Consider the following 25649-nt stretch of genomic DNA (forward strand, 5'->3'; position numbering starts at 1 on the left):
CGGCCACTGCAAAATCTCCTTTGAATCAGTCCACCGGCACACGAAATCCGGTGGCGTGTCAGTCCTTGTTGCCGGTCAATTCCTTGGCGTTGGCGGCGAAGTCAGCGAAACTGGCCCCACCGTGTGCGTGCTTCGACAACGCCTGGATCGACACGTCGTGCCCCTTGGCCGCCTCACGCAGCGAGCCGACCGTGGCCTGCGCCTCCGAGATGTGGCTGAACGGGTCGAAGGAGTACCACCGCATCGCGTTCTGGTACGACATCTTCTTGATCTCGTCGTCCGGAACATTGTTGAGCGACAACACATCCCACAGCTCTTCGGGAGCGCCCGGCCACATCGAGTCGCTGTGCGGGTAGTCGGCTTCCCAGCAGATGTTGTCGATGCCGATCTCGTTGCGCAGCGCCACTCCGACCTTGTCGCTGATGAAGCAGGTCAGGAAGTGCTCACGGAAGACTTCACTGGGCAGCTTGCCCTTGAAGTCCTGGTGCGTCCACGTCGAGTGCATCTCGTAGGTGCGGTCGGCGCGCTCGAGGAAGTAGGGAATCCACCCGGTGCCCCCTTCGGACAGGGCGATCTTCAGGTCGGGGTACTGCTTGATCGGCTTGGACCACAACAGATCCGCCGCGGCCTGCACGATGTTCATCGGCTGCAGCGTGATCATCACGTCCATCGGTGCGTCGGGGGCCGTGATGGCCAACCGGCCCGAGGAGCCGATGTGCACGTTCATCACGGTGTTGGTGTCGCACAGCGCATCCCACAGCGGCTTCCAGTAGTCGTCGTGGAAGCTGGGGTAGCCCATCGCGGCCGGGTTCTCGGTGAAGGTCAGCGCGTGCACGCCCTTCTTGGAAACGCGTCGCACCTCCTTGGCGCACTCCTCGGCATCCCAGATCACCGGGATCGCCATCGGGATGAAGCGGGCCGGATAGGCACCGCACCACTCGTCGATGTGCCAGTCGTTGTAGGCCTGCACCAGCGCGACGGAGAAGTCGTGGTCCTCGGTCGCGAAGAGTCGGCCGGCGAAACCGGGGAACGACGGGAAGCAGATCGACGCCAGGATCCCGCCGGCGTTCATGTCCTTGATCCGCTCGTCGACGTTGTAACAGCCGGGGCGGATCTCGTCGAGGCCCTGCGGCTCCAGGCCGTACTCCTCTTTCGGACGACCGGCGACGGCGTTGAGCGCGACGTTCGGGATGATCGTGTCACGGAACTGCCAGGTGTCCGAACCGTCTTCGTTGTGCACCAGACGCGGAGCGTCGTCGATGTACTTCTTCGACAGGTGGTTCTTGAACATGTCGGGCGGTTCGACGGTGTGGTCGTCGACGCTGATCAAAATCATGTCGTCTTTGTTCACTGCCCGGTCCTCTCCATCGGGGGCGTTCGGGGCCCACCTGGTCTGTGGCTCGCGGTTATCTCGTGATTGTGGCGAACCTCTGCTCGGCCCGTCGTCGAATCGCTGTCGCCGCTGACTTCTCCCGTACTTATGGAAACTATCTTCTCGATTCACGAGAATCAACATGCCAAGGCTATCCCGACCACGGTGCGGGTCGTGTTGCCTCGTATCACAGGGCGTCGGAGACCGGCCCCGTCGTCCCAGGTGAAGCCCGAATATTGACCAATCCAGAAGTTCGTGAAAACCTATTGATCAAATATGAGAATATGATTCTCTTACTCGAGGAGCCCACATGCGCCTGCCCCCGCTACCGGCGGATCAGTGGGACGACGCTGCCCGGGATGCGCTGTCGGTCATGCTTCCCGAAGAGCGCCGCAACGCCGCCGACGCCGGCACGCTGCTGTCGACGCTGGTGCGGCACCCCAAGCTGACCCGTGCCTACCTGAAGTTCAGCACCTACCTGCTGTACGGGTCGACGCTGCCGCCACGGATCCGCGAGCTGGTCATCTTGCGTGTCGCGCACCGCCGCGCCTGCACCTACGAGTGGTCGCACCATGTCGACATGGGCAAGCGAGAAGGGTTGACCGACGCGGACATCGAGGCCGCGCGGGCCGGCAAGGCTGCGGACGCCTTCGACAGTGCGCTGCTTCGCGCCGTCGACGAACTCGACGAACAGAGCGCCATCTCGGATCAGACCTGGGAAGCGCTCGGTGAACGCCTCGACGAGCAGCAGCGGATGGACCTGGTCTTCACCACCGGCAACTACATCGCACTGGCAATGGCACTGAACACTTTCGGCGTCGAGCTCGAAACACAAGAGAGGTAAGGACATTGGCACACTTCCCGAAACCGGCTGCCGGCAGCTGGACCGAGAACTACCCCGAGCTCGGCACCGAGCCGGTGGACTACACCGACTCGATCGACCCGGCCTTCTTCGAGGCCGAACGCGAGGCGGTCTTCAAGAAGCAGTGGCTCAATGTGGGACGCATCGACCGTCTCCCCCGCACCGGCAGCTACTTCACCAAGGAGATGCCGTCGGCCGGCAAGGGCATGTCCGTCATCATCTGCAAGACCAAGGACGGCTCGGTCAAGGCGTACCACAACGTCTGCCGGCACCGCGGAAACAAGTTGGTGTGGAACGACTTTCCGAATGAGGAGACGTCAGGCACCTGCCGGCAGTTCACCTGCAAGTACCACGCCTGGCGCTACAGCCTGGACGGTGATTTGACATTCGTCCAGCAGGAGGAGGAGTTCTTCGGCCTCGACAAGGGCAACTACGGCCTGGCGCCGGTCCGCTGCGAGGTGTGGGAAGGCTTCATCTTCATCAACTTCGACGACAACGCCGCACCCCTGGTCGACTACCTCGGCCCGTTGGCCAAGAGCATCGAGGGCTACCCGTTCGGTGAGATGACCGAAACCTACTCGTACCGAAGCGAAGTCGGCAGCAACTGGAAACTGTTCATCGACGCCTTCGTCGAGTTCTACCACGCGCCGATCCTGCATCAGGGTCAGTACACCAAGGAAGAGGCCGCCAAGATCCAGAAGTTCGGCTACGAGGCGCTGCACTACGAGTTGGCCGGTCCGCACAACCTGCAGTCGACGTGGGGCGGTCAGGCGCCGCCGCCGGACATGTCCATGGTCAAGCCGTTGGATCAGGTGCTGCGCAGCGGGTTGTTCGGCCCCTGGGACAAGCCCGAGATCATCGAAAACCTGGAATTGCCACCGGGTGTCAACGTCAAGCGCGTCCCGCAGTGGGGCATCGACTCGTGGCTGTTCTACCCGAACTTCATGTTGCTGATCTGGGAGCCGGGCTGGTTCCTGACCTACCACTACTGGCCGACCGCGGTCGACAAGCACATCTTCGAGTCGACGCTCTACTTCGTTCCGCCGCGCAACGCGCGTGAACGCTTGGCGCAGGAACTGGCCGCGGTGACGTTCAAGGAGTACGCGCTGCAGGATGCCAACACCCTGGAGGCGACCCAGACGATGATCGGCACCCGCGCCGTCAAGGAGTTCCTGCTCTGCGACCAGGAAATCCTGATCCGGCACCTGCACAAGACGACGGCCAACTACGTGAAGGAGTACCAGAACAATGGCGTTACCGTCTGAATTCGCCGCTCTCGAGCCATATCTCGACTGGGATCTGGCCACCGAGCCCGAGCGTTACGCCAAACGGCTGGCGTCCACGATGCCCGAGATGCAGGCGTTCTACGACGTGGCGTTTCCCAAGCTCAACGAGGTCATCGAGTACTGCGACAAGTTTCCGCTCGACGACTTGCCCGATGACGCCAAGACGCTGATGCACATCATGCAATCCTTGGTCATGGTGTCGTTCCCGATCGAAGCGTGGAAGCAGCCGCGAGTCCCCGACAGCGGGGCGGCCTGGGTCGAGGTGTTGCGGGAGCCGGTGATCTAGCCGGTGCTCACGCTCAAGGCCGCCGGGCTGCTCGACGTCGACGCCGGCAAGATCGTCTCGCCCGGCATCGTCCGCGTCGAGGACGACCGGATCGTCGGTGTCGGTGGCGAACCCGAGGGCGACATCATCGATGTGGGCGACTCGATTCTGCTGCCCGGCCTGATGGACATGGAAGTCAACCTGCTGATGGGCGGGCGGGGCGAGACCCCCGGGCTGTCCCAGGTGCAGGACGATCCCCCAACGCGCGTACTTCGTGCGGTGGGCAATTCCCGCCGCACGTTGCGGGCGGGCTTCACGACGGTGCGCAACCTGGGTCTGTTCGTCAAGACCGGTGGGTATCTGCTCGACGTCGCGCTGGGCAAGGCCATCGACGCGGGCTGGATCGACGGACCCCGCATTGTGCCGGCCGGGCACGCGATCACGCCCACCGGCGGGCATCTGGACCCGACGATGTTCGCCGCGTTCATGCCGGGCGCGCTCGAGCTCACGATCGAGGAGGGCATCGCGAACGGGGTCGACGAGATCCGCAAGGCGGTGCGCTACCAGATCAAGCACGGCGCCCAGCTGATCAAGGTCTGCGTGTCCGGCGGCGTCATGTCGCTGACCGGTGAGGCTGGCGCACAACACTATTCGGACGAGGAGCTCCGCGCGATCGTCGACGAGGCGCACCGTCGCGGGCTGCGGGTCGCCGCCCACACGCACGGGGCGGAAGCCGTCAAGCACGCCGTCGCCTGCGGCATCGACTGCATCGAGCACGGGTTCCTGATGGACGACGAGGCCATCAAGATGCTGGTCGACAACGACCGCTTCCTGGTGACGACCCGTCGGCTGGCGCAGGCGATGGACGTGTCCCGCGCCCCGAAAGCATTGCAGGACAAGGCGGCCGAGATGTTCCCGAAGGCCGAGACGTCGATCAAAGCGGCCTACGAGGCAGGCGTCAAGATCGCGGTCGGCACCGACGCGCCCGCGATTCCGCACGGCAAGAACGCCGACGAGCTCGTCACGCTGGTGGAGTGGGGTATGCCGCCGATCGCGGTGCTGCGCGCCGCCACCACGGTCGCGGCCGACCTGATCAACGTCACCGACCGCGGCCGGCTGGCCGAGGGTCAACTCGCCGACATCATCGCGGTGCCGGGAAATCCCTTGAACGACATCACCGTTACCCAGCACGTGAACTTTGTGATGAAAGGCGGCAAAGTCTATGTCGGACCGAATTGAGGACCTCGTCGAGATCCAGCAACTGCTGGCCCGGTACGCGGTGACCATCACACAGGAAGACATCGACGGCCTGGTCAAGGTCTTCACCCCGGACGGCACGTACAGCGCCTTCGGCGAAACCTATTCGCTGGACCGGTTTCCGGTGTTGGTCGATGCCGCGCCGAAGGGCCTGTTCCTGACGGCGACACCGGTGATCGACCTCGACGGCGACACCGCGACCGGCACCCAGCCGCTGTGCTTCATCGACAACGCCACCCATGACATGAGGATTGGCTACTACAAGGACAACTACGTGCGGACCGCCGAAGGCTGGCGGCTGAAAACCCGTGCCATGACGTTCATTCGGCGTAGCGGCGTGCATGACTCGGGCCGCCCGCACGCCATAGGCCGACCGCCTGCATGAAGGTCGACGAGTTCCGGGCAGATCTTCGGGTTTGGCTCGACGAGCACGACCTGACGCCGGGGCCCGACGATCATTCGCTCGAAGGCCACATGCGCCAGATGGCCCGCGTCAGCCGGGCGCTCTACGACGCCGACTGGATGCGCTACGGCTGGCCCGAAGAGGTCGGCGGGCTGGGCGGTCCCGCAATTCTGCGCGCGGTGGTCGGCGAGGAGGTCGTGGGCCGCCGACTGGCCGAGCCGGGTCCTTATTCGATGCTCGAAGTGCTCACGCCGACCATGATCGACTACGCGCCCGATGGGCTCGCCGCGGAGATGGTGCCGCGGCTGCTGCGCGGCGAAGAGCAATGGTGTCAAGGCTTTTCCGAACCGGGCTCGGGTAGCGACCTCGCCTCGCTGACGACCCGCGCCGTTCAGGACGGCGACAACTGGATCGTCAACGGGCAGAAGGTGTGGACCAGCTACGCGCAGTTCTCCACCCGCTGCATCCTGCTCACCCGCACCGCGCCCGGGTATGACGGCATCACCGCTTTTTTTGTCGACCTGGACACCCCGGGGATCAGCGTGCGTCCGTTGCAGACGATGCACGGGGTCGACGAGTTCTGCGAGGTCTACTACGACGACGTGGTGGTGCCGGGCAGCCGCATGCTCGGCCAGCCCGGCGACGGCTGGCGCCTCGCGATGGATCTGCTGCCCTACGAGCGCTCGACCTGCTTCTGGCAGCGCATCGCGTACCTCTACTCCCGGTTCGACGAATTGATCGCGGAGGCCAACGACCCGGACGAATACGAGCTCGGCGCAGCCTATCTCGCACTACACACCCTGCGGTGCCGGTCGCGCAGCACCCAGCATCGGCTGGCCAACAGCGAGCCGTTGGGACCGCAGACATCGATCGACAAGGTGCTGCTCGCCGAGGCCGAGCAACGGCTCTACGACACCGTGCGCGACCTGCTGCCGGGAACCCTCGAACTGGGTGACTCCCCGTGGCGGTCCGAGTACCTCTACTCCCGCGCGTCGACGATCTACGGCGGCACTGCAGAGATCCAGCGCAACATCATCGCGCGCCGACTGCTGGATCTGGGCAAGGAGTGAGCGTGGACAGCGAATCCTTGCAACTCCTGGAAGACGGCCTGCGCAAGACCATGGCGGGCGCGTCGGGCGAACAACTCGACGCCGCGCTGGCCGAGCTTGGCTGGCTCGAAATGCTCGACGAAATGCCGCACGCCGCAGTGCCATTGGTGTTCCGGCTGCTCGGCGAGACCGGTGCGCACGCCCCCGTTCTCAACGACGTGATACTCCGTTCGGCAGGTCGCGACGGTGGTGGAACGGTACCGATGCGGTACACCGGTGGGTCCTGGGTGGTCTGGGCGCGATCCGACGACCCGAGTTCGGTACTGGGAGATGATCTGCCGATACATCCTGTCGACGAAGGTGATTCGGCGCCGGTCGGGCCGGGGCGGCAGGCGGTCGGCTGGTGGCTGGTTGGTACGGGCCGCGCGATGTTGACGCTGGCCCGCCAGCACGCCCTGGACCGGACGCAGTTCGGTCGACCGGTCGCATCGTTCCAGGCGATTCGGCATCGACTGGCCGAGACGCTGGTTGCCATCGAAGGCGCGGAGGCGACGCTGGTGGCGGCCGCGGCAGAGCCCGACGATCTGAGCTATTTACTCGCCAAGGCGGCCGCGGGTCAGGCGGCGATGACCGCGGCGCGGCACTGCCAGCAGGTGCTGGGCGGTATCGGCTTCACCGCCGAGCATGCCCTGCACACGCACGTCAAGCGGGCGCTGGTGCTGGACGGGCTGCTCGGAAGCTCTCGCGAGCTGACCCGGGAGGCCGGAGCGGCGCTGCGCGACAAGGGTTTTGCGCCGCGGCTGGCCCAGCTCTAGTTTCGCGGCAGGCCCAGAATCCGCTGGGCGATGATGTTGCGCTGGATCTCGGACGTGCCGCCGGCGATCGTCGCCGCGAAGGTTCGCAGGTAACGGTCGAACCAGCTGCCGAAGTGGGAATCCAGATTCAGCGGCGCATAGGGACCGGTGAGCGCGGGATGGACGAGGCCGTCGACTCCGTCGGCGCCCAGCACGTGTTCGGTCGCGGACTGCACCGCCTCGGACCCGAGCAGCTTGAGCACCGACTGGCCCGCCACGTCCTCTTCGCCGCGGGCGGCCCGCGACAAGGTCACCGAGCCGAGCAGCCGTAGCGCCTGGTAGTCCATCACCAAGGTCGCGTACCGGTCACGCTCCAGGTCGCCTACCGGCTCGAAATCGGCTGTCATCTCTTGCAATTGGTCCGCGTAGCCCATCCAGAGCATGTTGCGCTCGTGGCCGAGCGAGCCGTTGGCCACCCGCCATCCCTCGTTGAGCGGGCCGACCAGGTTCTCGACCGGCACCCGCACATCGGTGAAGAACACCTCGTTGAAGTCCTCGTCATCGCGACCCGCCGCCGACGCGAACGGCCGGCGGGACAACCCGAGACTGTCGGTCGAGATCAGCAGCACGCTGATCCCCTTGTGCTTTGGCGCATCCGGGTCGGTGCGCACGAAGGTCAGCAACACGTCGGCGTCATGCGCGCCCGACGTCCATACCTTCTGTCCGTTGACCACGAAGTGATCGCCGTCGCGCACCGCGGCCGTCCGCAGCGAAGCCAGGTCCGAACCCGCACCGGGTTCGCTCATCCCCAGCGACGCGGTGATCTCGGCCCGCAGGATCGGCACCGCCCATTTCCGCTTCTGCTCCGGCGTCCCGAACGACAGCAGCGATGCCGCGATGATGCCGACTCCCTGCGGATTGAAACTCTGATAGATACGCCGTCGCGACAACTCTTCGGCATGCACGTACTGCTGCAGCACCGTGGCGTTGCGACCGCCGAACTCCGGCGGCTGGCCGGGTAGCAGCCACCCGCTGTCGAACAAGAGTCGCTGCCATCGCCGGGCCCAGGGCGGCACGTCCGACGACGATCGCGAACGCTGCACAGCCTCGGCCTCGTCCGGCAAGTGCTCGTCGAGAAATGCCACGAATTCGGCCCGGAATGCCTCGACGTCGGCGTCGAACGTCAGTTGCATGGGCGCTCCGTAATTCGCATTCCACTTCCCTGCCGAGCAGTGAGAGAATACTATTCTCGCCAAGAGAAAGTTACAATCTCAGACACGTCGTCCCGCGAGGGGGAGAGCACACCAATGACACGGCGTTCTCCGGTACAGTCCAACCATGTTCTCCCCTCGCGGCAATCTTCTGAGCCGCCCGTGACCAGCCCCAGCGAAGAGCCGGCCTGGAAGCAGCGCGCCGTCGAGAGGTCGATCAAAACAGCAAAGCTGCGGGCCGCGCAGCGCGTCCAGCGCTTCCTCGACGCCGCGCAGTCGATCATCATCGAGAAGGGCAGCACGGACTTTACCGTCCAAGAGGTCGTCGATCGCTCTCGGCAGTCGCTGCGCAGCTTCTACCTGCAGTTCGACGGCAAACACGAACTCCTGCTGGCACTCTTCGAGGACGCGCTGAGTCGCTCATCGGACCAGATCCGCGCCGCGACGGCCAACCACACCGACCCGATAGAGCGGCTGAAAGTCGCCGTCGAGCTGCTGTTCGAGGCCTCGCGACCCGACCCGACCGCCAAGCGCCCGCTGTTCACCGACTTTGCTCCGCGCCTGCTGGTGTCGCATCCAGAGGAAGTCAAGGTGGCACACGCGCCGCTGGTGACTTTGCTGACCGAACTGATGGAGGCCGCGTGCGACGCGGGTCAACTGCGTTCGGGCGTCAACCCGAAGCGGATGGCCGCGATGACCATGCAGACCGTCATGTTCATCGCACAGTCCAGCGGCGGGCCCGACGAGGCGACCGTTCACCCCATCACCGCGGACGAAGTATGGGACTTCTGCTCGCAAGGATTTGTCGGCGCCTAGCCTTCGAGAATCCGCTTACCGGCCAGCGAGAATTTGACTTACACTGACCGCGTGCTCGACCTCTGGGCCGACCTGCTCGGCTGCCTGGATCTGAATCGTGCGGGCCCTTCCGACGGCGCCGACGACGTCCTGGAATTCGATGCCGTCAGCCAAGAATTGGATTACCACCGAGTGTTCGGCGGGCAGTTGCTCGCGCAATTCGTCCGGGTCGCGACGCTGGCTTGCCCGGGGAAGTCGGTCAAGTCCTTTCACACGGTCTTCGCCCGAGAAGGACGCGCCGCCGAACCGGTTCACTACCAGTCGACCCGCCAGCACGAGGGCAGGTCGTTCGCCTCGCTGAGCATCACCGCGCGGCAGCCGCATGCCGTGCTGGCCAGTACCTCGGTCTCGCTCCACGCGAGTGAAGACGGCCCGGAAAACCAAGCCTGCGAACCGGTTTCGGCATTGCTGGACGAGAAGCATCGGATCGACCTCGACCTGATCCCGTGGGAGACCCGGAGCGCCGACGACCTCACGGCGACCACCACCGGCCCACCGAACTTCGAGGTGTGGATGCGCACGCCGGCTGCCGATGCCGACTTAGCGCCGGCCCTGACCGCCTACGCCACCGACCTCACGCTGATCGGCACTGCCCTGCGCCCCTTCGATGGCTTCAGCCATCGCGGCAACGGGACGCAGTTCACCTCCGCCGTCACCTCGCACACCGTGTGGTTCCACCGGCAGTTCCGCACCGATCGCTGGCTGCTGCTACGCCAGCACAGCCCGGTGCTCGCCCACGGCCGCTGCTTCGGCCGCGGCGACGTGCTGACCGCCGACGGCGTGCTGGTCGCCTCGTACGCACAGGAGGCTTTGCTGCGCTTTCGCGGCGACCCCGAAAAGGTCGGCCCATGACCCGAAAGTGTTCGCATATCGCACCACGAGGCCAATTCGGAGAAGCTCATTCTCGCTATCAAAGAATGGTAGGTAGCGAAAACGGATCCCACGTTGACACCCGTAGCCGCCTGATGACAGAGTTGCCGCAGATTCTGAGCGCCATCACCCATGCGCGCCCGGCGAGAGGCGAATCCCTGTGACAGTGACTGCACCCGACGGCGTCTATTACGACCCGTACGACGTGGAGATCAATGCCGACCCCTACCTTGCATTCAAGGCGATTCGCGAAGAGGCGCCGCTGTACTACAACGAGCAACACGACTTCTACGCGCTGAGCCGATTTTCCGACGTCGACGACGCGCTTGTCGACCACTCGACCTTCAGCTCGTCCCGCGGCGCGATCATCGAGTTGATCAAGGCCAACATCGACATTCCGCCGGGCGTCATCATCTTCGAAGACCCGCCGATCCACGACGTCCACCGCAAGCTGTTGGCCCGCATGTTCACCCCGCGCAAGATCAACGCGCTGGAGCCCAAGATCCGCGAATTCTGCGCGCACAGTTTGGATCCCATCGGCAAGGGCGACGGCTTCGACTTCGTCGGTGATCTCGGCGCGCAGATGCCGATGAAGGTGATCGGCATGCTGCTCGGCGTTCCCGACGAGTATCAGGAAGCCGCGCGCGACCGAACGAACGACCAAATGCGCACCGAGGCAGGCAAACCCATGGACGCCTCCACCGCGATGGACAGCGGCGACTTCTTCGCCGAGTTCATCGACTGGCGTGCCGAACACCCCTCCGACGACATCATGACCGACCTGTTGAACGTCGAGTTCGTCGACGAGCAGGGCGTCACGCGGAAGCTGACCCGCGAGGAACTGCTGACCTACATCGCAGTGGTATCCGGCGCGGGCAACGAGACTACCACCAGGCTGATCGGTTGGGCCGGAAAGGTTTTGGCCGAGCATCCCGATCAGCGACGGGAACTGGTCGAGAACCCCGCCCTGGTCCCCGCGGCCATCGAGGAGCTGCTGCGCTTCGAGCCGCCGGCCCCACACGTGGCCCGGTACGTGACGCGCGACATCACCTACTACGGGCAGACCGTGCCCGAGGGCAGCGCGATGATGATGCTCATCGGCGCAGCCAACCGCGACCACCGCCAATTCCCGCCGGACGGCGACGTTTTCGACATCCACCGGGAACCTCGCCAGCACCTGTCCTTCAGCGTCGGCACCCACTACTGCCTGGGCTCGGCTCTTGCCCGGCTGGAGGGACGCATCGCGCTCGAGGAGATATTGAAGCGCTTCCCCGAATGGCAGGTCGACCTCAGCCGTGCCGCATTGTCTCCGACGTCCACCGTGCGTGGCTGGGACACGATGCCCGCGGTCATCGGTTGAGCAATCACAAGTAAGGAAACGAGGGTAACGATGGCGGGTCGCGTCGAAGGCAAGGTCGCGTTCATCACTGGCGCGGCGCGCGGTCAGGGCCGTGCGCACGCGGTGCGGTTGGCGCAGGAGGGCGCCGACATCATCGCGGTCGACGTCTGTAAGAAGCTCGACACCGTGGATCTGATCGCCGCCTCGACGCCGGAGGACCTGGCCGAGACCGCGGACCTGGTCAAGGGGCACAACCGGCGGATCTACACCGCCGAGGTCGACGTCCGTGACTACGACGCGCTCAAGAAGGCCGTCGACGCCGGTGTCGAACAACTCGGCAAGCTCGACATCATCGTCGCCAACGCCGGCATCGGCAACGGCGGCCAGACGCTGGACAAGACCAGCGAGACTGACTGGACCGAGATGATCGACATCAACCTAGGCGGCGTGTGGAAGACCGTGAAAGCCGGTGTGCCACACCTTCTTGCGGGCGGTAACGGTGGCTCGATCATCCTCACCAGCTCGGTCGGTGGACTCAAGGCCTACCCGCACACCGGTCACTACGTTGCGGCCAAACACGGTGTGGTCGGCCTGATGCGGACCTTCGCCGTCGAGCTCGGCGCGCAGAACATCCGGGTCAACTCGGTGCACCCCACCAACGTCAACACCCCGCTGTTCATGAACGACGGCACCATGCGACTGTTCCGCCCCGACCTGGAGAATCCGGGCCCCGAAGACATGAAGGTCGTCGGCCAGCTGATGCACACCCTGCCGATCGGCTGGGTCGAGCCCGAGGACATCGCCAACGCGGTGCTGTTCCTGGCATCCGACGAGTCGCGTTACGTCACCGGTGTCACGCTGCCGATCGATGGCGGTAGCTGCCTGAAATAGCCGTCCACCGTGACACTTTCGGAGTTGTCGATCCCCGGTGGGTGGGACGAGATCACCCCGGCGTGGATGACCGATGCCCTGCGGGGTGAGCACCCCGATGCCGTGGTCAGCGGCGTCGAGGTGGTGCTGCGCGACGACGGCACCAACCGGCGCGCCCGGCTCGGCCTCACGTATTCGGCCGGTACCGGACCGGCGACGGTGTTCGCGAAGGCCGTCGATCCGGCCCACGCCGAACTGGTCGCACTGACCAGTGGGCTGTATCACGAGCCGAGGCTCTTCAACTCGGGAGTCGTTCTGCCACTTGATCATCCGGCCGTATACACCGCAATCATCGACGAAGGGCACTCCGACTTCCTGATGATCATGGAGGACGTGGTGGCCCGCGGCGCCGACCCCCGCGACTCCACCCGGCCGTTGACGATCGACCAGGCGGCCAGCGGCGCCCGTGGTCTGGCGAAACTGCACAGCGCGTTCTGGGGCGAACGGACCTCGGGTAACGCGGCGCTCGACTGGCTCGAGCCGTTCGTCGCCTTCGAGGGTCTGCAGTACGCGCCGTTGGAAATCGCCCACGAACGAATGGGTGATTCGGTCCCCGCCGAGATCCCGGCGATGACGGGCGCCGAGTTGTTCGTTGACATCTGGGCCCGCTATATCCGAACGCTGACCGAGTCGCCGCAGACACTGCTGCACGGCGATCCACACATCGGCAATACCTACGTGCTGCCGGACGACACCGTCGGATTTCTCGACTGGCAGATGGCACGCCGGGGCAACTTCTCTCTCGACCTCGGCTACTTCCTGCAGGGCGCGTTGACCATCGAGGACCGCCGTGCGGGTGAACGTGACCTGGTCGAGGAGTACCGGGGTGCGCTGGACCTGCCGGCCGACGAGAAGCCGAGCGCCGACGAGGTGTGGCTGCGCTATCGCGCGTCGGTCGCGCACGGCCTGGCGATCTGGGTCGCGACGCTCAGCGGCGGCGACGCCTGGCAGGGCGCGGACATCTGTCTCGCATTGACGCAGCGCTACGCCGCAGCGTTCGTCGACCTGGACACCCGCGCGGCGCTGGACGCCATCGCCGACTAGCCGGGTGCTACCGTCGCGCCATGACTGGGATTCAAGGGCATTTCAAGGGGAAAAGTGCCGTCATCACCGGCGGAGCGAGCGGCATCGGGCTAGCGACTGCAACTGAATTGGCAACGCGCGGCGCACGTCTCGTGCTGGCCGACGTCGACAAGCCGGCGCTGGAGCAGGCCGTCACGCATCTGCAGGGCCAGGGGTTCGACGCGCACGGGGTGATGTGCGATGTGCGCTCACTCGACGAGGTGAACCACCTGGCCGACGAGGCTTTCCGGCTACTCGGTCAGGTCGATGTGGTGTTCAGCAACGCCGGCATCGTGGTGGCCGGCCCGATCGCACAGATGACCCACGAGGACTGGCACTGGGTGATCGACATCGACCTGTGGGGCTCGATCCACGCCGTCGAGGCGTTCCTGCCCCGGCTGATCGAGCAGGACAAGGGCGGCCACATCGCCTTCACCGCATCGTTCGCCGGCCTGATGCCGAACGTCGGCCTCGGCGCGTACAGCGTCGCCAAGTACGGCGTCGTCGGCCTGGCCGAGAACCTGGCCCGTGAGGTCAAAGACAACGGCATCGGGGTATCGGTGCTGTGCCCGATGGTCGTCGAGACCAAGCTGGTGTCGAACTCGGAACGCATCATGGGCGCCGACTACGGATTGGCGTCGTCGAGCGCCCCGGCACAACCGGACACGTTGAACGTCGACGATGTGGCCCGCCTGACGGTCGACGCGATCGCGGCCAACCGCCTTTACGTACTGCCGCATTCGGCGGCACGCAGATCGATCCGCAAGCGGTTCGACCGCATCGACCAGACATTCGACGAGCAGGTCAACGACGGCTGGAGCCACTGACTATTTGGTCGCGGCCTTTCGTGCACCGCCGGGCGCGTGGCCGATCACACCGTCGGCCTCCAGGTCGGCGATTTCGGCTGGGCTGAGCCCGATTTCGGCCAGCAACTCGTGATTGTGCTGGCCCAGCAAAGGCGCCGGGTGGGCGTGGAACCGGTCCGGCCCGGCCGAGAATCGCACGGGCATGGTGCTGTGCGGCGCGGTGTCGTTGACGGGGTGGCCGACGTCCTCGAAGAATCCGCGGGCGTGCAGTTGCGGGATCTCGGTCTGGCGGTGTGGCTGCATCACCTTGGCGACGGGCACACCGGCATCCCAGAGCAGCGCCACGATCTCGTCGCTGCTCTTGTCCGCGCACCACTCGCTGAGGTGCTCGTCGATCAGGTCGTGTGCGCCGCGGCGGCCGTCCGCCGTCGACAGCGCGGCATCCCGCGTCCACGGGGGCGAGCCCAATGCCGCGCTGAGTCCGGCCCACTGTCGATCGTCGGCGACCGCGATCGCGACCCAGCTGTCGAGGCGACCGAATTCGTCGATATCCGCACTGCGGTAGATATTTTGGGGTGCCGCGGATGGTCCGCGGTTGCCCGCGCGTTGCAGCAGTGCTCCGTATGCGGAGTATTCGATGACCTGTTCGGCGGCGATGTTGAGCGCCGCGTCGATCATCGCGGCCTCGATCATCACGCCCTGCCCGGTGGTACGCCGATGCTCCAGCGCCAGCAGCAAGGCGTTGGCGGCATGGATACCCGCGTTGGGGTCGCCGATCGAATATGGCTCGTAGGGGTTGCGATCGGGGTAACCGGTCAGCCAGCTCACCCCGGACGCGGCCTCGATCACGTAGGCGAATGCCGGGTTGTCGCGCCAGGGTCCGTCCAGCCCGAACCCGGGCATGCGCAGCAGGATCGCGTCCTGCCGAATCTGCTGTATCGCGTCGAAGTCGAGGCCGATCTGGTCGAGCACCCGTGGCGTGAAGTTCTCGGCAATCACATCGGCGGTTGCGATCAAGCGGCGCAACAGCTCTCGGCCCGCATCGGTTTGCAGGTCGAGAGTGATGCCCTTCTTGTTGGTGTTCAGCGCGGAGAAGATCGGCGACTTCTCCCACCAGCGATCCTCGGTGACCGGGATACCGGCGATCAACCGGGTGCCGTCCGGCTTGCGGGTGGACTCGACGTGGATCACCTCGGCGCCGAGCATCGCCAGGAAATGTGTGCAACTCGGTCCGGCCCAGAAGGTCGTCAGGTCGAGAATGCGAATTCCGCTGAGCGGCAGACTCTCTGTTGGCGTGACCGACCGACGCTCGGGGACGGTCACCGGTGCCTGCCGGTACCGCTCGGTGTGCTCACCGAGGCCCGGGGCGGGTTTCGGGGCGACCAGGGTCGCCGGATGCGTGCGGTAGGGCGGGCCAGGTTGGCTGAACCCGTCGCGGGGATTGGCGACGAACGATCCGCGATGCTGGAACTGTTCCAACCCGGTGATGTTGGCGCCGTTGGCAACCGGCGCGTTGGGGATCCGGAAGGCGGTGGCGAGGTCGCGGATGTCGTCGGAGTTCTCGCCCTCGAACCAGGCGTAGATCTCGGCGGCCTTCTGGTTGGCCATCTCGGTGATCGACAGTGGCGAGTCCTCATCGATCCAGTCCTGCCGGCCGATCATCGCGCAGAGATCGAACCACTGCTGGGCGGTGCCGCAACCGACGTCGACCAAACCGTCCTTGGTGCAGGCGATTCCGGGGATGGTGAGCTTGCGGGCGTCGCGCCACGGACGGCCGAGCATCTCGAAGAACGTCACCGGATAGTAGGTGAGCCCCAGAATGTGCGCCTCGAGCATCGACAGATCCAGCAGTTCGCCCGCACCCGTCCGCAGTTGCCGCATCCGAGAGGCGAGCGTGGCGGCGCTGGCGTAAGCGCCGGCGAGGTAGTCGCCGACCTGTCCACCGACGAATACCGGTGCGCGATCCGCGGATCCACGCCCCAGTCCGACGATGCCGCCGGACCAGGCCTGCAGGGTGAACTCAGTCGCGGGCCGATCGCTCCACGGGCCTGTCAGCCCGAACGGGGTGATCGACGTGACCACGAGGTGCGGATGCGACTCGCGCAGTACTGCCGGTGTGAAGGTTTCGGCCGCCGTCGGCCCGTGGGACCACACCGCCGCGTCCGCGGCGGCCAGCAACTCGTGGATCAAGTCGGCATCGGCCACCACACTGTGCTTGCCGCCGGCGAGGAACTGGAACAACGCTCCGTCCCCGTCGACGCGTGCGCCAGAGGCCGACCATCTCCGCAGCGGATCACCCTGGGGCGACTCGACTTTGATCACGCGCGCGCCGCCATCGGCCAGCAACTTGGTGCAGTATGCGCCCGCTATCCCGGTGGAGAGTTCGACGACGGTGTAGCCATCCAGCGCCGCCACGGCTCAGTCCTTCTTCGCCCGGCCGGACTTGCTCAACCGGAAGTCGGGCGGAAACTTGGCGTCGTTGTCGCGCACCGAGTCGGCAAGACCGCTGTCGATGGCGTCGCCGAGCATCATGTCGTCGCCGTCGGGCCGTACCGCGCTGCCCATCGACTCGAAGAGCGCAGTGAGCATGCTGCCCATGTACTCCCCCTGGTGCTGCTTCACCATCTCGAAGAAGGCCTTCTGCATGAAGATGGTGTCGGTCGGGCGATTACGGGCACACGAGTTCGCGTACTTGTCGACCTCGGCCTCGAGACGCTCGCGCGGCACGACCTTGTTCAAGAAATTGCACTGGAACATCTCTTCGGCGGTGAACGGTCGTCCGGTGAAGACCATCTCCTGGAATTTGCGCAATCCCATCGTCTGCACCCAGGTCCACATCCGCGGGCCCCAGCCGTAGTACCGAAATGAGGGGTGGCCGAAAAGCGTATCCTCACTCGCGATCACCAGGTCGGCGTCGGCGGCCTGATAGAAGTGCCAGCCGTAGCAGTAGCCCTTGGCCTCGACGATGCTGATCTTCTTGAATTCCTGAAGCGAACGGTTGCCCGCTTGCGAATTCGCATACCAGGAGCCGATGGTCGCGCCGTGCCGGAACGATCCCTTCGGCGGATACCTGACGTCCTCGTCGGCGATTTTCAGCTCAGCCAGCCGGAACGCGGGTGAGTCAGCACTCTCCATCACCTCGGGAAGGTCTGCCCCACTGCCGAAGTCGTCGCCCACGCCACGGATGACCACGACCCGGACATCGTCGTCGACGTTCGCGCCGTGCAGCAGTTCGGCGTAGCGCAGCCGGGCCGCGGTGGTGGGCGCGTTGAGGAACTCGGGGCGGTTGAAGGTGATCGTGGCGATCTTGGTCGTCGGGTCCTTGGCGTAGAGGATGATCTCTTCGGCCGACGGACGTTCGCCTGCCGACATGATCAGGCGCCGACCGCGACGTTCGCCGACGGGCTCGACGTGAGAACCTCGGGACCGTCGGAGGTGATCAACACCGCCTCGCGCCCGAAGACCGCGCCGACGCCGGATTGCCAGACGTAGCCGGTGACAGCGAGCACCATGCCCGGCTCCAGTCGCTCCTCGGCGGCGGTCGCCGGCAGGTGCTGCGACACCACCGGCGGGTCGAATCCGAGACCCAGGCCACGCGCGATGGGCATCGGCGGCAGTTCTTCGCCGGCCGCCTGATACGCGGACACCAGATCGATCGCCGGCGCACCGGGTCGACAGGCTTCATACAACCTGTCCCACAAAGCATCCCAACGCCGGTACAGATCGGAGGAGCCGTCGATGTCGCCGGCCGGCCAGGTGCGGCCGACCTCGCCGGTGTAGCCGCCGTCGAGGACCCCGGACGAGAATGCCACCAGGTCGCCCTCGTGCACCAGCCCGTCCGGGTTGGCCCGGCGCCACGGGTGGTCACGCGCGGTCACCCATGCGGCGTCCTGGGTGGATGGGGTGCTGACACCGCCCGCCGCCATCGCCTCCAACAGCACACCGGCCAAGGCCTTTTCACTGATGCCGGGCCGCAGTTCGGCCACCGCCGCAGCCAGACCAAGTTCGGCCACCCGGATGGCCTCGCGGAGCGCGACCACCTCTTCGGGTGTCTTGATTCGCCGCGCGGCACGCATCGCCAGCTCACCGTCGACCAATTTCGCGTTCGGGAAGGCCATCGGCAGCAGCTGCTCGAAGCCCGGTGAAAGCGCATCGGTGCCAACGCGTTTCGCCGTAGCAGCACCGTCGATACGCTGCAGATTTGCGATGGTGTTCATCGGATTCCAGGCGATGCCGTACAGATTTTCGTGGGGGATGTCCTCCGGCACGCCCTCGTCCCAGGTGCTCAGCAGGTGGATCGCACCGGTCTCCCGCACGACCACACAGGTCGGACCGAACGGCCGGGTCCCCGCGACCCACAACTGCGGCGCACCCGACACATAACGGACGTTGGCCTGCCGGCCGAGTACCAGCACGTCGAGGTCGTGCTTCTCCATCTGCGCCAATGCGCGGTCGCGACGACCCGTGCGCAAAGCGCGGTCGTCGGCAAGAACTTCGGTGCTCATCGTTCTCCGTACGGGTCATAGGGGTAGTTCGTCAACCGGATATGTCCGTCGTCGGTGATCACGATGATCTCCTCGCTGCGGTAGCCACCGGTGCCTTCCTCCCACACCACCGGCTCGAGCACCATCACCATGCCCGGCTCGAGGACGAAGTTTTCGTCGAACTCGTCACCGAGATCCGTTCCGATCATGGGTGTTTCGGCAGCGTTGACGCCGATGCTGTGCCCCAGGTAGAAGTGCGGCAGCCACGGCTTGGTACCGCCGTTGGCGTTCGTGCCCGCTCTGCCGAGGTCCGCGACGGTGGCACCGGCGCGCACCACGCCGAGCACGGCGTCCATGATGTCCTGCCACCTGTAGTACTGCGCATGCTGTCGGGGTGTCGGCTCCTCACCGACCACCCAGGTGCGGCCGAAGTCGGAGCAGTAACCCTGATAGGTGATGCTGACGTCGGTCCACAGCACGTCGCCGGCGGCGAGTTCGCGCTCGGTTGTCAACAGCGGCAACGCCAAATCCCCGTGTGTGGTCCACACCCCGTCCGCCTTGAACTTGGGCATCACCTGCCAGATCGGCTCCAGCATGCTGGCCATCGCACCGAGTTCGAAAGTGCGGCGGGTGAATTCGGCGGATAGGTCGATCTGCCGAATTCCGGGTGCAAGCGCCGCCTGCACGTCGACCATGGCCGCGTCGGTGATCTTCACCGCGGTCTGGATGCACGCGATCTCGTCCCGAGTCTTGATGAGCTTGGCCGCCCCCACGATCTGGGCGGCGTCGGTAGGCGGACCGGACCGGAACAGCTGCGACTGCGCGCGCCGCATCGCCCCGGTGAGCTCGTCGACCGCGATCACCGCGGTCGCCGGAACGAGTTCATGCACCATTCGCGCGAAATGCTCGACGCCCTCGTCGAATTCGAGATAGACCGGCCCGTGCAGATGGTCGGCCGGCAACCCGGATTCCGACGACGCGCCTTCGCGGAACGGGAGGAACAGGTGCGGGTACGGGTCGTCCGCCAGCACCAGCGCCACCGGGCGCTCGACGTACGACAGCCCCGCATCGCCAAGCGGCCAACTCACTCCGGCCGCGTATACGACGCTGTTGTTCCCCAACAGGATCAGTGCGTCCACGCCACGGTCGGCCATCGCCGAGCGCAGCCGCGTGCCGGTCTCGCGGCGCATCCGCTCGAGGTCCGGCGTCTCCGGAATGTCGAGGGCAGACGACGGCGACGGTAATATTGTCGTCATCGAATGGCCTACAGCCCCAAGAACTTTGTGACGTTGCCGCTGACTATCTTGACCGCGTCATCGGCGCCCACCGCGTCGACGACGGACGCAAGGGACTTCTCCGAATAGCCGAATGTGCTTTCGTTGTGCGGGTAGTCGCTGGACCACATCACCTTGTCGACGCCGATCTGGTCGATCAACTGCAGGCCCAGCGGGTCCACCATGAACGAGGCGCTCATGTGGGTGTCCCAGTAGTAGCGCACATCGTGCTGCAGCGGGCGGTTGAACATGTGCTGGTACGACGCCACCAGGTGCTCGGCATCCTGCAAAGCCCAAGGCACCCAGGAGATCCCGCCCTCGAACCAGCCGATTCGCAGGCTCGGGTGATCATCGAGAATCCCGGTGAATAGGTATTTGGCGAACTGCTCACGGAAGCCGTCGATGTTGATCATCATGCCGACGACGACGCTGTTGAACTGACAGGGCGTCTTCGGCGGCGTCTCACCGATGTGGTGGGTGATGGGCAGCCCGGCCGCCTCGATCTCGTCCCACACCGGCCGCATGGCGTCGCTGCCGTAGTCGATGACGTTGCCGTCGTCGTCCTTGCCCGGGTTCAGCGGCAGCAGGAAGGTCTTCAGGCCGAGCGACTTCAGCTCGGCCAGTGTCTTTTTCGCACCCGTCGGGTCCCACCAGTTGATCAGGCCGGCACCGTAGAAGTGGCCGTGGGACTGCTCCTGCAATTCGGCGATGTATTCGTTGTAGATGCGGAATGCGAGTTCGCGCAGTTGCTTGTCCGGATAGTGGAACAGCGCCAAAATCGCGTTGGGGAAGGCGAGTTCCTTCTCGACGCCGTCCTCACGTAGTTCCTGGATCCGCGCCGCGATGTTGGTGCTGGCCGCTCCGGGCAGGTCGTCGTACTGCATCAGCACGGCGCTGAAGTCACCGGGCAGGAACGATTGTCCCTTGCGCCCAACCTGATACGCGCCGTCCTCATACCAAATTCGTGGTGCTTTGTCTTTGAGCTCGTCCGGGAATCGGTTGTAGAAGATGTCGTCGGCGATCGAGATGTGGTTGTCCGCCGAGAACACCACGGTGCCCTCGGGCAGACCGGTCTTGGTGCCGTCGGCATGGCCGTGGCGATCCTTGGGAGCGCCGAAGCCCCCGGGCGGATACAGCGTGCTGGTTTGAGGCGACATCAGTGGCCCTCCAATCGAATTGAGTAATCGAAATCGGTTATCCCGGGTCGGCTGGCGAGGGTATTCACCAGGTCACCGGCAGTTCGTAGACGCCATAGGCGAGGCGGTCGTGCTTGAGCGGGACGTCCTCGAATGGCACCGCGAGTTCCAGCGTGGGGATCCGCTTGAACAGCGTGTGGAAGACGATCTGAAGCTCGGCGCGGGCGAGTTGCTGCCCGACGCACTGATGCCGGCCGTAGCCGAAGGCCACGTGCTGGCCGGCACCCGAGCGGTGCAGGTACAGCCGGTCGGGCTCGCTGAATTCCTTTGCGTCCCAGTTGGCCGGCGCGTTGTCGATGATGATGCCCTCGCCGGCCTGGATCGTCACCCCCGCGATGTCGATGTCCTCGGCGGCGATCCGACGCTGGCCGTTCTGGATGATCGACAGGTAGCGCAGCAGCTCCTCGACAGCGTTCGCAATGACTTTCGCGTCGTCGGTCTCCCGCAGGATCGCCGCCTGATCGGGGTGCTCCAGCAGGGCCAGCACGCCCAGCCCGATCATGTTGGCGGTGGTTTCGTGGCCCGCAATCAACAGGCCGGTGCCCAGCTGCGCGGCCTCCTTGACGCTGAGCTCGCCGGCCTTGACGCGCTCGGCCAGGTCCGACACCGCGTCTTCGGCCGGGTTCTCCATCTTGGCTTCAACCAGCTGCGCGAGATACTTGTGCAGGCTCATCGCGCCCTTCATCGTGTCCTCGGCGGCGGCATACCGCGCGAGGCCGACGTTGGCGTGGTGCTGGAACATTTCGGCGTCTTCATACGGCACGCCCAGCAGCTGGCTGATCACCAGCGAGGGCACCGGTAGCGCAATGGTGCTGACGACCTCGCCCGGCTTCGGGCCCGCGAGCAGGGCGTCGATGGCCTCGTCGGTGATCTGCTGGATCGCCGGGCGCAGACCCTCAACCCGCTTGAACGTGAACGGTTTTGACAGCATCCGCCGAAAGCGCGTGTGCTCCTCGGCATCGGAGGTGAAGACCGACCTCGGCCGCTTGTGCACGGTGGACAGCATGCCCTCGTTCCAGTGCGGGAAGCCGTCGCGCCGGTCGTCGACGCTGACCCGGGAGTCGGAGAACAGCGTGCGCGCCTCTTCGTAGCCGGTGACCAGCCAGGGCATGCTGCCGTCCCAGATCTTGACCCGGGACAGCGGCCGGCCCGCGGCCAATTCCATCACCTGCGGCGGCGGCGCGAACGGGCATCCGGCGGCTCGAGCCATCGGGTATTCGGGTGCGTCAGTGGTGGTTTCGGTGAGTGTCTCCGACACGTCTCACTCCTCGATGTGAATGGCCAGGGCCGGGCAACCAGCCTCGGCCTTGCGGACGTTGTCCGCCTGCTCGGTGGGCGGGTTCTCGTCGAGCACGATGACGACGCCGTCGTCGTCGCGCTGATCGAAGACTTCCGGCGCATGCATCACGCAGTTTCCCGATGATGCGCATTTGTCCTGTTCCACAGAAACTTTCATCTTCTACTCTTCACTCGTGTGGCGTGACGGGCGCAAGCCACAGTCCCACCACCGCGTCGATGAGGCGGGTGCCGGCCGCCGCCCAGGAGGTCCACGGCGCGGATGCGCCTGCGGCCAAGGCCCGTTCACGATCAGCGCAGGTGTGCACCAGCAGATTGCGCGCCATCAGGTTGCGTTCCACGCGGACGTCGATTGGAAGTTCGGGGAGGCACCGGTTGATCCCGTCGATGACTTGGACCAGGGATTCCGAGGTGAGTGCGTCCTTGACGACGATGTTGTAGTACGCGGGGTCGGTCATCACCTGCGCGGCGAAACGGGCATACCAACTGGGGTTGCCCAGGGCCGCGAGGTGCTCGGTGAGCGGGCGCACCAGGCAGGCGACCCATTTCCGTGGGTCGTTCGACTCCCGCATCCGGGCGACCATGTCTTCGCGCAACCGCTCGATGGGCTCGCGGTGCCGTTGCTCGATGGCGCGCACGAGGTCGGTCTTGGTGCCGAAGTGGTAGCCGACCGCGGCGTTGTTGCCCTGCCCGGCGGCCTCGCTGACCTGCCGATTGGAGACCGCGAAGACGCCGTGCTCGGCGAACAATCGCTCGGCGGCGGTGAGGATCGCATCCTGTGTGGTGCTGGCCCGATCGCTGCGCGCGGCCCTGGCAGTGGTCACCCGAGCAAGTCAACGCGCTGACCTTGATTAAGTCAAGCGATTGATTTAATTGGATGGTTGGCTGCGGCGCCGGACGACCTTGCCGGCCGCCGTCCCGCCGTCGACGCGCATCACCGTGCCGGTCACATACCGCGATCTGTCACCGGCCAGATACAGCGCCGCCTCGGCGACGTCTTCGGGCGTACCTTCCCGCTGCAGCGGTCGGTCGGCACGCATCTGGGCTCGAATCTTCTGCTCGAAGATCTCGAGTTCCTCCCGCGACTTTCCCGAGTTCGACGAAGCCAGAATCGGAGTGGGTATGCTGCCCGGCGCGATGGCGTTGACCCGAACATCGAAGTGCGCCAACTCAATTGCCGACGACTGGGTGAACATGATGACCGCGGCCTTGGAGGCGCGGTAGCTCATCACTCCCCCGCCGGCCTGGATACCGCCGATCGAGGAGAGGTTGATGATCGAGCCGCCGCCGGTCGAGGCCATCTGCCGGGCGGCATCGCGGGTACCGGCCATCACGCCCAGCACATTGACTGACATGACGCGCTGGAAGTCGGCGAGATCGTCATCGAGGAAGCTGCGGTGCATCTTGCTGGAGACCCCGGCGTTGTTGACCATCACATCGAGGCGCCCGAAGCTTTCCACCGTGCTGTCCACGAGGGCCGTGACCTGCGCCTGGTCGGAGACATCGGTGCGGCGGAAGACCACGTCGCCACCCAGGCTCTCGGCGAACCGCTCGCCACGGTCTTCCTCGACGTCCGCGATCACCACCCGTGCGCCCTCGGTCAAGAACTTCTCGGCGATCCCTGCGCCGATGCCCGAGGCACCGCCGGTGACGATCGCAACCTTGCCGGTTAGTTCGTTGACCATGTCGTCGAGTTAATCGGCGCGGCGTTACTTAAGTCAAGCGATTGATTTACGGCGAACACAGTTGGCTCCTAGATCGCGATGCTAACTTCGGCTTGGTGAGCCGGTTCGTTAACGTCGGATTCACCTGGCGTTTGCCGTGGGCAGCCACGCTGCCGTATGTCGGGGCTACGCCGTGACCCGTCCCGGCCACATGACCGAGTGAATTTGGCCGTCAACCCGACCGTTCGAAGGAAATGAATTGAGATTCAATCGATTTGGCGCCGCGGTAGGCATCGTGGCCTCCGGCGCGCTCGTCCTGTCCGGATGTGGCAACAACAACACCGGTAGCGAAGGCAGTGCGAGTTCCGGCGCCCCTGCCGCGAACGTGCACTGCGGCGGAAAGCAGACACTGAAGGCGAGCGGATCGACCGCTCAGGCCAACGCGATGGCGCGCTTCGTCAAGGCCTTCGAGCAGGCATGCTCGGGTCAGACGTTGAACTACACAGCCAACGGCTCGGGCGCCGGTATCAACGAATTCGTCGGCAACCAAACCGATTTCGGCGGTTCGGATTCCGCGCTCAGCGACGACGAGCACGGCAAGGCCCAGCAGCGCTGCGGTTCGCCGGCGTGGGACCTGCCGGTGGTGTTCGGTCCGATCGCGGTGACCTACAACGTCAACGGCGTGACCACGTTGAACTTGGACGGACCCACCGCGGCCAAAATCTTCAACGGCACGATCAAGACGTGGAACGATCCGGCCATCGCGGCGCTCAACGCCGGGACCAACCTGCCTGATCTGCCGATTCACGTGGTCTTCCGCAGCGACCAATCGGGGACGACGGACAACTTCCAGAAGTACCTCGACGGCGCGTCCGACGGCGCCTGGGGCAAGGGCAGCGGCAAATCCTTCGCCGGCGGCGTCGGCGAGGGCGCCAAGGGCAACGACGGAACGTCGGCCGCCATCAAGAACACGCCCGGCTCGATCACCTACAACGAGTGGTCGTTCGCGCAGGCGCAGAAGCTGAACGTCGCGAAGATCGTGACGTCGGCGGGGCCCGATCCGGTCGCGATCAGCTCGGACTCGGTGGGTAAGACCATCGCCGGTGCGAAGGTCAAGGGGCAGGGCAACGACCTGATCCTCGACACGCTGTCCTTCTACAAGCCGACGCAGGCCGGGGCCTACCCGATCGTGCTGGCGACGTACGAGGTCGTCTGCTCGAAGTACTCGGATGGCCAGGTCGGCACGGCGGTGAAGGCGTTCCTGCAGAGCACCATCGGAGCGGGCCAGGACGGCCTGGCCGACAACGGCTACATCCCGATCCCCGAGTCCTTCAAATCGAGGTTGTCGTCCGCGGTGGACGCCATCGCCTGATC

Annotated in this window: 25 protein-coding genes; 14 read left to right on the forward strand and 11 right to left on the reverse strand. The window is 65.3% G+C overall.

The features are described from left to right. Positions 1 to 58 precede the first annotated feature (58 nt). Positions 59 to 1351, reverse strand: coding sequence for an amidohydrolase family protein (locus PT015_RS14150; protein WP_285185264.1), 1293 nt, complete (start codon positions 1349 to 1351; stop codon positions 59 to 61). 331 nt (positions 1352 to 1682) lie between these two features. Between PT015_RS14150 and PT015_RS14155 the strand changes: the two genes are divergently transcribed. From PT015_RS14155 to PT015_RS14185, 7 genes are read left to right on the forward strand one after another with little or no spacing between them, the layout of a single operon-like run. After that, positions 1683 to 2216, forward strand: coding sequence for a carboxymuconolactone decarboxylase family protein (locus PT015_RS14155; RefSeq protein WP_285185265.1), 534 nt, complete (start codon positions 1683 to 1685; stop codon positions 2214 to 2216). A gap of 5 nt (positions 2217 to 2221) precedes the next feature. After that, positions 2222 to 3499 (forward strand): aromatic ring-hydroxylating oxygenase subunit alpha, encoded by a 1278-nt coding sequence (locus PT015_RS14160; RefSeq protein WP_285185266.1) that lies wholly within the window; start codon positions 2222 to 2224, stop codon positions 3497 to 3499. Continuing rightward, on the forward strand, positions 3483 to 3806 hold the full coding sequence (locus PT015_RS14165; RefSeq protein ID WP_285185267.1) for a hypothetical protein: 324 nt from the start codon (positions 3483 to 3485) through the stop codon (positions 3804 to 3806). Before PT015_RS14160 ends, PT015_RS14165 begins: the two co-directional genes overlap by 17 nt. 3 nt (positions 3807 to 3809) lie before the next feature. Beyond that, the gene (locus PT015_RS14170; RefSeq protein ID WP_285185268.1) at positions 3810 to 5024 is read left to right on the forward strand and encodes a metal-dependent hydrolase family protein; all 1215 of its coding nucleotides are present in this window, start codon (positions 3810 to 3812) and stop codon (positions 5022 to 5024) included. Next, positions 5008 to 5427 (forward strand): nuclear transport factor 2 family protein, encoded by a 420-nt coding sequence (locus PT015_RS14175; RefSeq protein WP_285185269.1) that lies wholly within the window; start codon positions 5008 to 5010, stop codon positions 5425 to 5427. The genes PT015_RS14170 and PT015_RS14175 overlap by 17 nt, the downstream gene beginning before the upstream one ends. Further along, positions 5424 to 6515, forward strand: a complete 1092-nt coding sequence (locus PT015_RS14180; RefSeq protein ID WP_285185270.1) for an acyl-CoA dehydrogenase family protein — start codon at positions 5424 to 5426, stop codon at positions 6513 to 6515. The genes PT015_RS14175 and PT015_RS14180 overlap by 4 nt, the downstream gene beginning before the upstream one ends. Before the next feature lie 50 nt (positions 6516 to 6565). After that, complete coding sequence (locus PT015_RS14185) at positions 6566 to 7309, forward strand: acyl-CoA dehydrogenase family protein (protein ID WP_285191116.1); 744 nt, start codon at positions 6566 to 6568, stop codon at positions 7307 to 7309. Here the strand turns inward: PT015_RS14185 and PT015_RS14190 are convergent. Next, positions 7306 to 8481: an acyl-CoA dehydrogenase family protein gene (locus PT015_RS14190; RefSeq protein ID WP_285185271.1), complete on the reverse strand. Its 1176-nt coding sequence runs from the start codon at positions 8479 to 8481 to the stop codon at positions 7306 to 7308. The genes PT015_RS14185 and PT015_RS14190 overlap by 4 nt on opposite strands. Positions 8482 to 8661: 180 nt before the next feature. On the opposite strand from PT015_RS14190, the gene PT015_RS14195 reads away from it, so the two are divergent. The 6 genes from PT015_RS14195 to PT015_RS14220 all read left to right on the forward strand — a co-directional run bounded on the left by PT015_RS14195 (position 8662) and on the right by PT015_RS14220 (position 14382). Next, positions 8662 to 9315 carry a TetR/AcrR family transcriptional regulator gene (locus tag PT015_RS14195; protein ID WP_285185272.1) on the forward strand — a complete coding sequence of 218 codons (654 nt, stop codon included), beginning with the start codon at positions 8662 to 8664 and terminating at the stop codon, positions 9313 to 9315. 51 nt (positions 9316 to 9366) lie between these two features. Beyond that, positions 9367 to 10206 (forward strand): acyl-CoA thioesterase, encoded by an 840-nt coding sequence (locus PT015_RS14200; RefSeq protein ID WP_285185273.1) that lies wholly within the window; start codon positions 9367 to 9369, stop codon positions 10204 to 10206. A gap of 178 nt (positions 10207 to 10384) precedes the next feature. Next, complete coding sequence (locus tag PT015_RS14205) at positions 10385 to 11584, forward strand: cytochrome P450 (protein WP_285185274.1); 1200 nt, start codon at positions 10385 to 10387, stop codon at positions 11582 to 11584. Positions 11585 to 11614: 30 nt separating this feature from the next. Beyond that, positions 11615 to 12454, forward strand: coding sequence for a mycofactocin-coupled SDR family oxidoreductase (locus PT015_RS14210; RefSeq protein WP_285185275.1), 840 nt, complete (start codon positions 11615 to 11617; stop codon positions 12452 to 12454). 9 nt (positions 12455 to 12463) lie between these two features. After that, complete coding sequence (locus PT015_RS14215; protein WP_285185276.1) at positions 12464 to 13537, forward strand: phosphotransferase; 1074 nt, start codon at positions 12464 to 12466, stop codon at positions 13535 to 13537. 20 nt (positions 13538 to 13557) lie between these two features. Next, a complete protein-coding gene (locus PT015_RS14220; RefSeq protein WP_285185277.1) occupies positions 13558 to 14382 on the forward strand; it encodes an SDR family NAD(P)-dependent oxidoreductase in 825 nt (274 codons plus the stop codon). On the opposite strand, the gene PT015_RS14225 is transcribed toward PT015_RS14220, so the two are convergent. The 9 genes from PT015_RS14225 to PT015_RS14265 form a co-directional block, all read right to left on the reverse strand. Beyond that, a complete protein-coding gene (locus PT015_RS14225; RefSeq protein ID WP_285185279.1) occupies positions 14383 to 16776 on the reverse strand; it encodes a CaiB/BaiF CoA transferase family protein in 2394 nt (797 codons plus the stop codon). It lies immediately after the preceding gene. Between the two features lie 3 nt (positions 16777 to 16779). After that, positions 16780 to 17733, reverse strand: a complete 954-nt coding sequence (locus PT015_RS14230; RefSeq protein ID WP_285185281.1) for an enoyl-CoA hydratase/isomerase family protein — start codon at positions 17731 to 17733, stop codon at positions 16780 to 16782. 2 nt (positions 17734 to 17735) lie between these two features. Further along, positions 17736 to 18866 (reverse strand): M24 family metallopeptidase, encoded by a 1131-nt coding sequence (locus PT015_RS14235; protein ID WP_285185282.1) that lies wholly within the window; start codon positions 18864 to 18866, stop codon positions 17736 to 17738. Continuing rightward, positions 18863 to 20101 carry a M24 family metallopeptidase gene (locus tag PT015_RS14240; protein ID WP_285185283.1) on the reverse strand — a complete coding sequence of 413 codons (1239 nt, stop codon included), beginning with the start codon at positions 20099 to 20101 and terminating at the stop codon, positions 18863 to 18865. Before PT015_RS14240 ends, PT015_RS14235 begins: the two co-directional genes overlap by 4 nt. 8 nt (positions 20102 to 20109) lie before the next feature. Further along, positions 20110 to 21171 (reverse strand): amidohydrolase family protein, encoded by a 1062-nt coding sequence (locus tag PT015_RS14245; RefSeq protein ID WP_285191117.1) that lies wholly within the window; start codon positions 21169 to 21171, stop codon positions 20110 to 20112. 169 nt (positions 21172 to 21340) lie between these two features. Then, entirely contained in the window at positions 21341 to 22525 is a 1185-nt protein-coding gene (locus PT015_RS14250) for a cytochrome P450 (RefSeq protein ID WP_390888021.1), read from the reverse strand. Between the two features lie 51 nt (positions 22526 to 22576). Then, entirely contained in the window at positions 22577 to 22771 is a 195-nt protein-coding gene (locus PT015_RS14255; protein WP_285185286.1) for a ferredoxin, read from the reverse strand. Between the two features lie 10 nt (positions 22772 to 22781). Further along, positions 22782 to 23435, reverse strand: a complete 654-nt coding sequence (locus PT015_RS14260; protein WP_285185287.1) for a TetR/AcrR family transcriptional regulator — start codon at positions 23433 to 23435, stop codon at positions 22782 to 22784. Positions 23436 to 23480: 45 nt separating this feature from the next. Then, on the reverse strand, positions 23481 to 24296 hold the full coding sequence (locus PT015_RS14265; protein ID WP_285185289.1) for an SDR family NAD(P)-dependent oxidoreductase: 816 nt from the start codon (positions 24294 to 24296) through the stop codon (positions 23481 to 23483). Positions 24297 to 24534: 238 nt separating this feature from the next. On the opposite strand from PT015_RS14265, the gene pstS reads away from it, so the two are divergent. Further along, a complete protein-coding gene (gene pstS, locus PT015_RS14270) occupies positions 24535 to 25647 on the forward strand; it encodes a phosphate ABC transporter substrate-binding protein PstS (RefSeq protein WP_285185290.1) in 1113 nt (370 codons plus the stop codon). Positions 25648 to 25649 lie beyond the last annotated feature (2 nt).

The sequence above is a fragment of the Candidatus Mycobacterium wuenschmannii genome (assembly GCF_030252325.1).
Taxonomy (GTDB): Bacteria; Actinomycetota; Actinomycetes; order Mycobacteriales; family Mycobacteriaceae; genus Mycobacterium; species Mycobacterium wuenschmannii.

What these genes read in the sequence shown, in the direction of transcription:
- PT015_RS14180 (WP_285185270.1), top strand. Translation starts at nt 5,424, where the DNA reads ATGAAGGTCGACGAGTTCCGGGCAGATCTTCGGGTTTGGCTCGACGAG.
- PT015_RS14255 (WP_285185286.1), bottom strand. Translation starts at nt 22,771, where the DNA reads ATGAAAGTTTCTGTGGAACAGGACAAATGCGCATCATCGGGAAACTGC.
- PT015_RS14190 (WP_285185271.1), bottom strand. Translation starts at nt 8,481, where the DNA reads ATGCAACTGACGTTCGACGCCGACGTCGAGGCATTCCGGGCCGAATTC.
- PT015_RS14210 (WP_285185275.1), top strand. Translation starts at nt 11,615, where the DNA reads ATGGCGGGTCGCGTCGAAGGCAAGGTCGCGTTCATCACTGGCGCGGCG.
- PT015_RS14235 (WP_285185282.1), bottom strand. Translation starts at nt 18,866, where the DNA reads ATGAGCACCGAAGTTCTTGCCGACGACCGCGCTTTGCGCACGGGTCGT.
- PT015_RS14175 (WP_285185269.1), top strand. Translation starts at nt 5,008, where the DNA reads ATGTCGGACCGAATTGAGGACCTCGTCGAGATCCAGCAACTGCTGGCC.
- PT015_RS14185 (WP_285191116.1), top strand. Translation starts at nt 6,566, where the DNA reads ATGGCGGGCGCGTCGGGCGAACAACTCGACGCCGCGCTGGCCGAGCTT.
- PT015_RS14250 (WP_390888021.1), bottom strand. Translation starts at nt 22,525, where the DNA reads ATGGCTCGAGCCGCCGGATGCCCGTTCGCGCCGCCGCCGCAGGTGATG.
- PT015_RS14240 (WP_285185283.1), bottom strand. Translation starts at nt 20,101, where the DNA reads ATGACGACAATATTACCGTCGCCGTCGTCTGCCCTCGACATTCCGGAG.
- PT015_RS14155 (WP_285185265.1), top strand. Translation starts at nt 1,683, where the DNA reads ATGCGCCTGCCCCCGCTACCGGCGGATCAGTGGGACGACGCTGCCCGG.
- PT015_RS14230 (WP_285185281.1), bottom strand. Translation starts at nt 17,733, where the DNA reads ATGTCGGCAGGCGAACGTCCGTCGGCCGAAGAGATCATCCTCTACGCC.
- PT015_RS14165 (WP_285185267.1), top strand. Translation starts at nt 3,483, where the DNA reads ATGGCGTTACCGTCTGAATTCGCCGCTCTCGAGCCATATCTCGACTGG.
- PT015_RS14220 (WP_285185277.1), top strand. Translation starts at nt 13,558, where the DNA reads ATGACTGGGATTCAAGGGCATTTCAAGGGGAAAAGTGCCGTCATCACC.
- PT015_RS14265 (WP_285185289.1), bottom strand. Translation starts at nt 24,296, where the DNA reads ATGGTCAACGAACTAACCGGCAAGGTTGCGATCGTCACCGGCGGTGCC.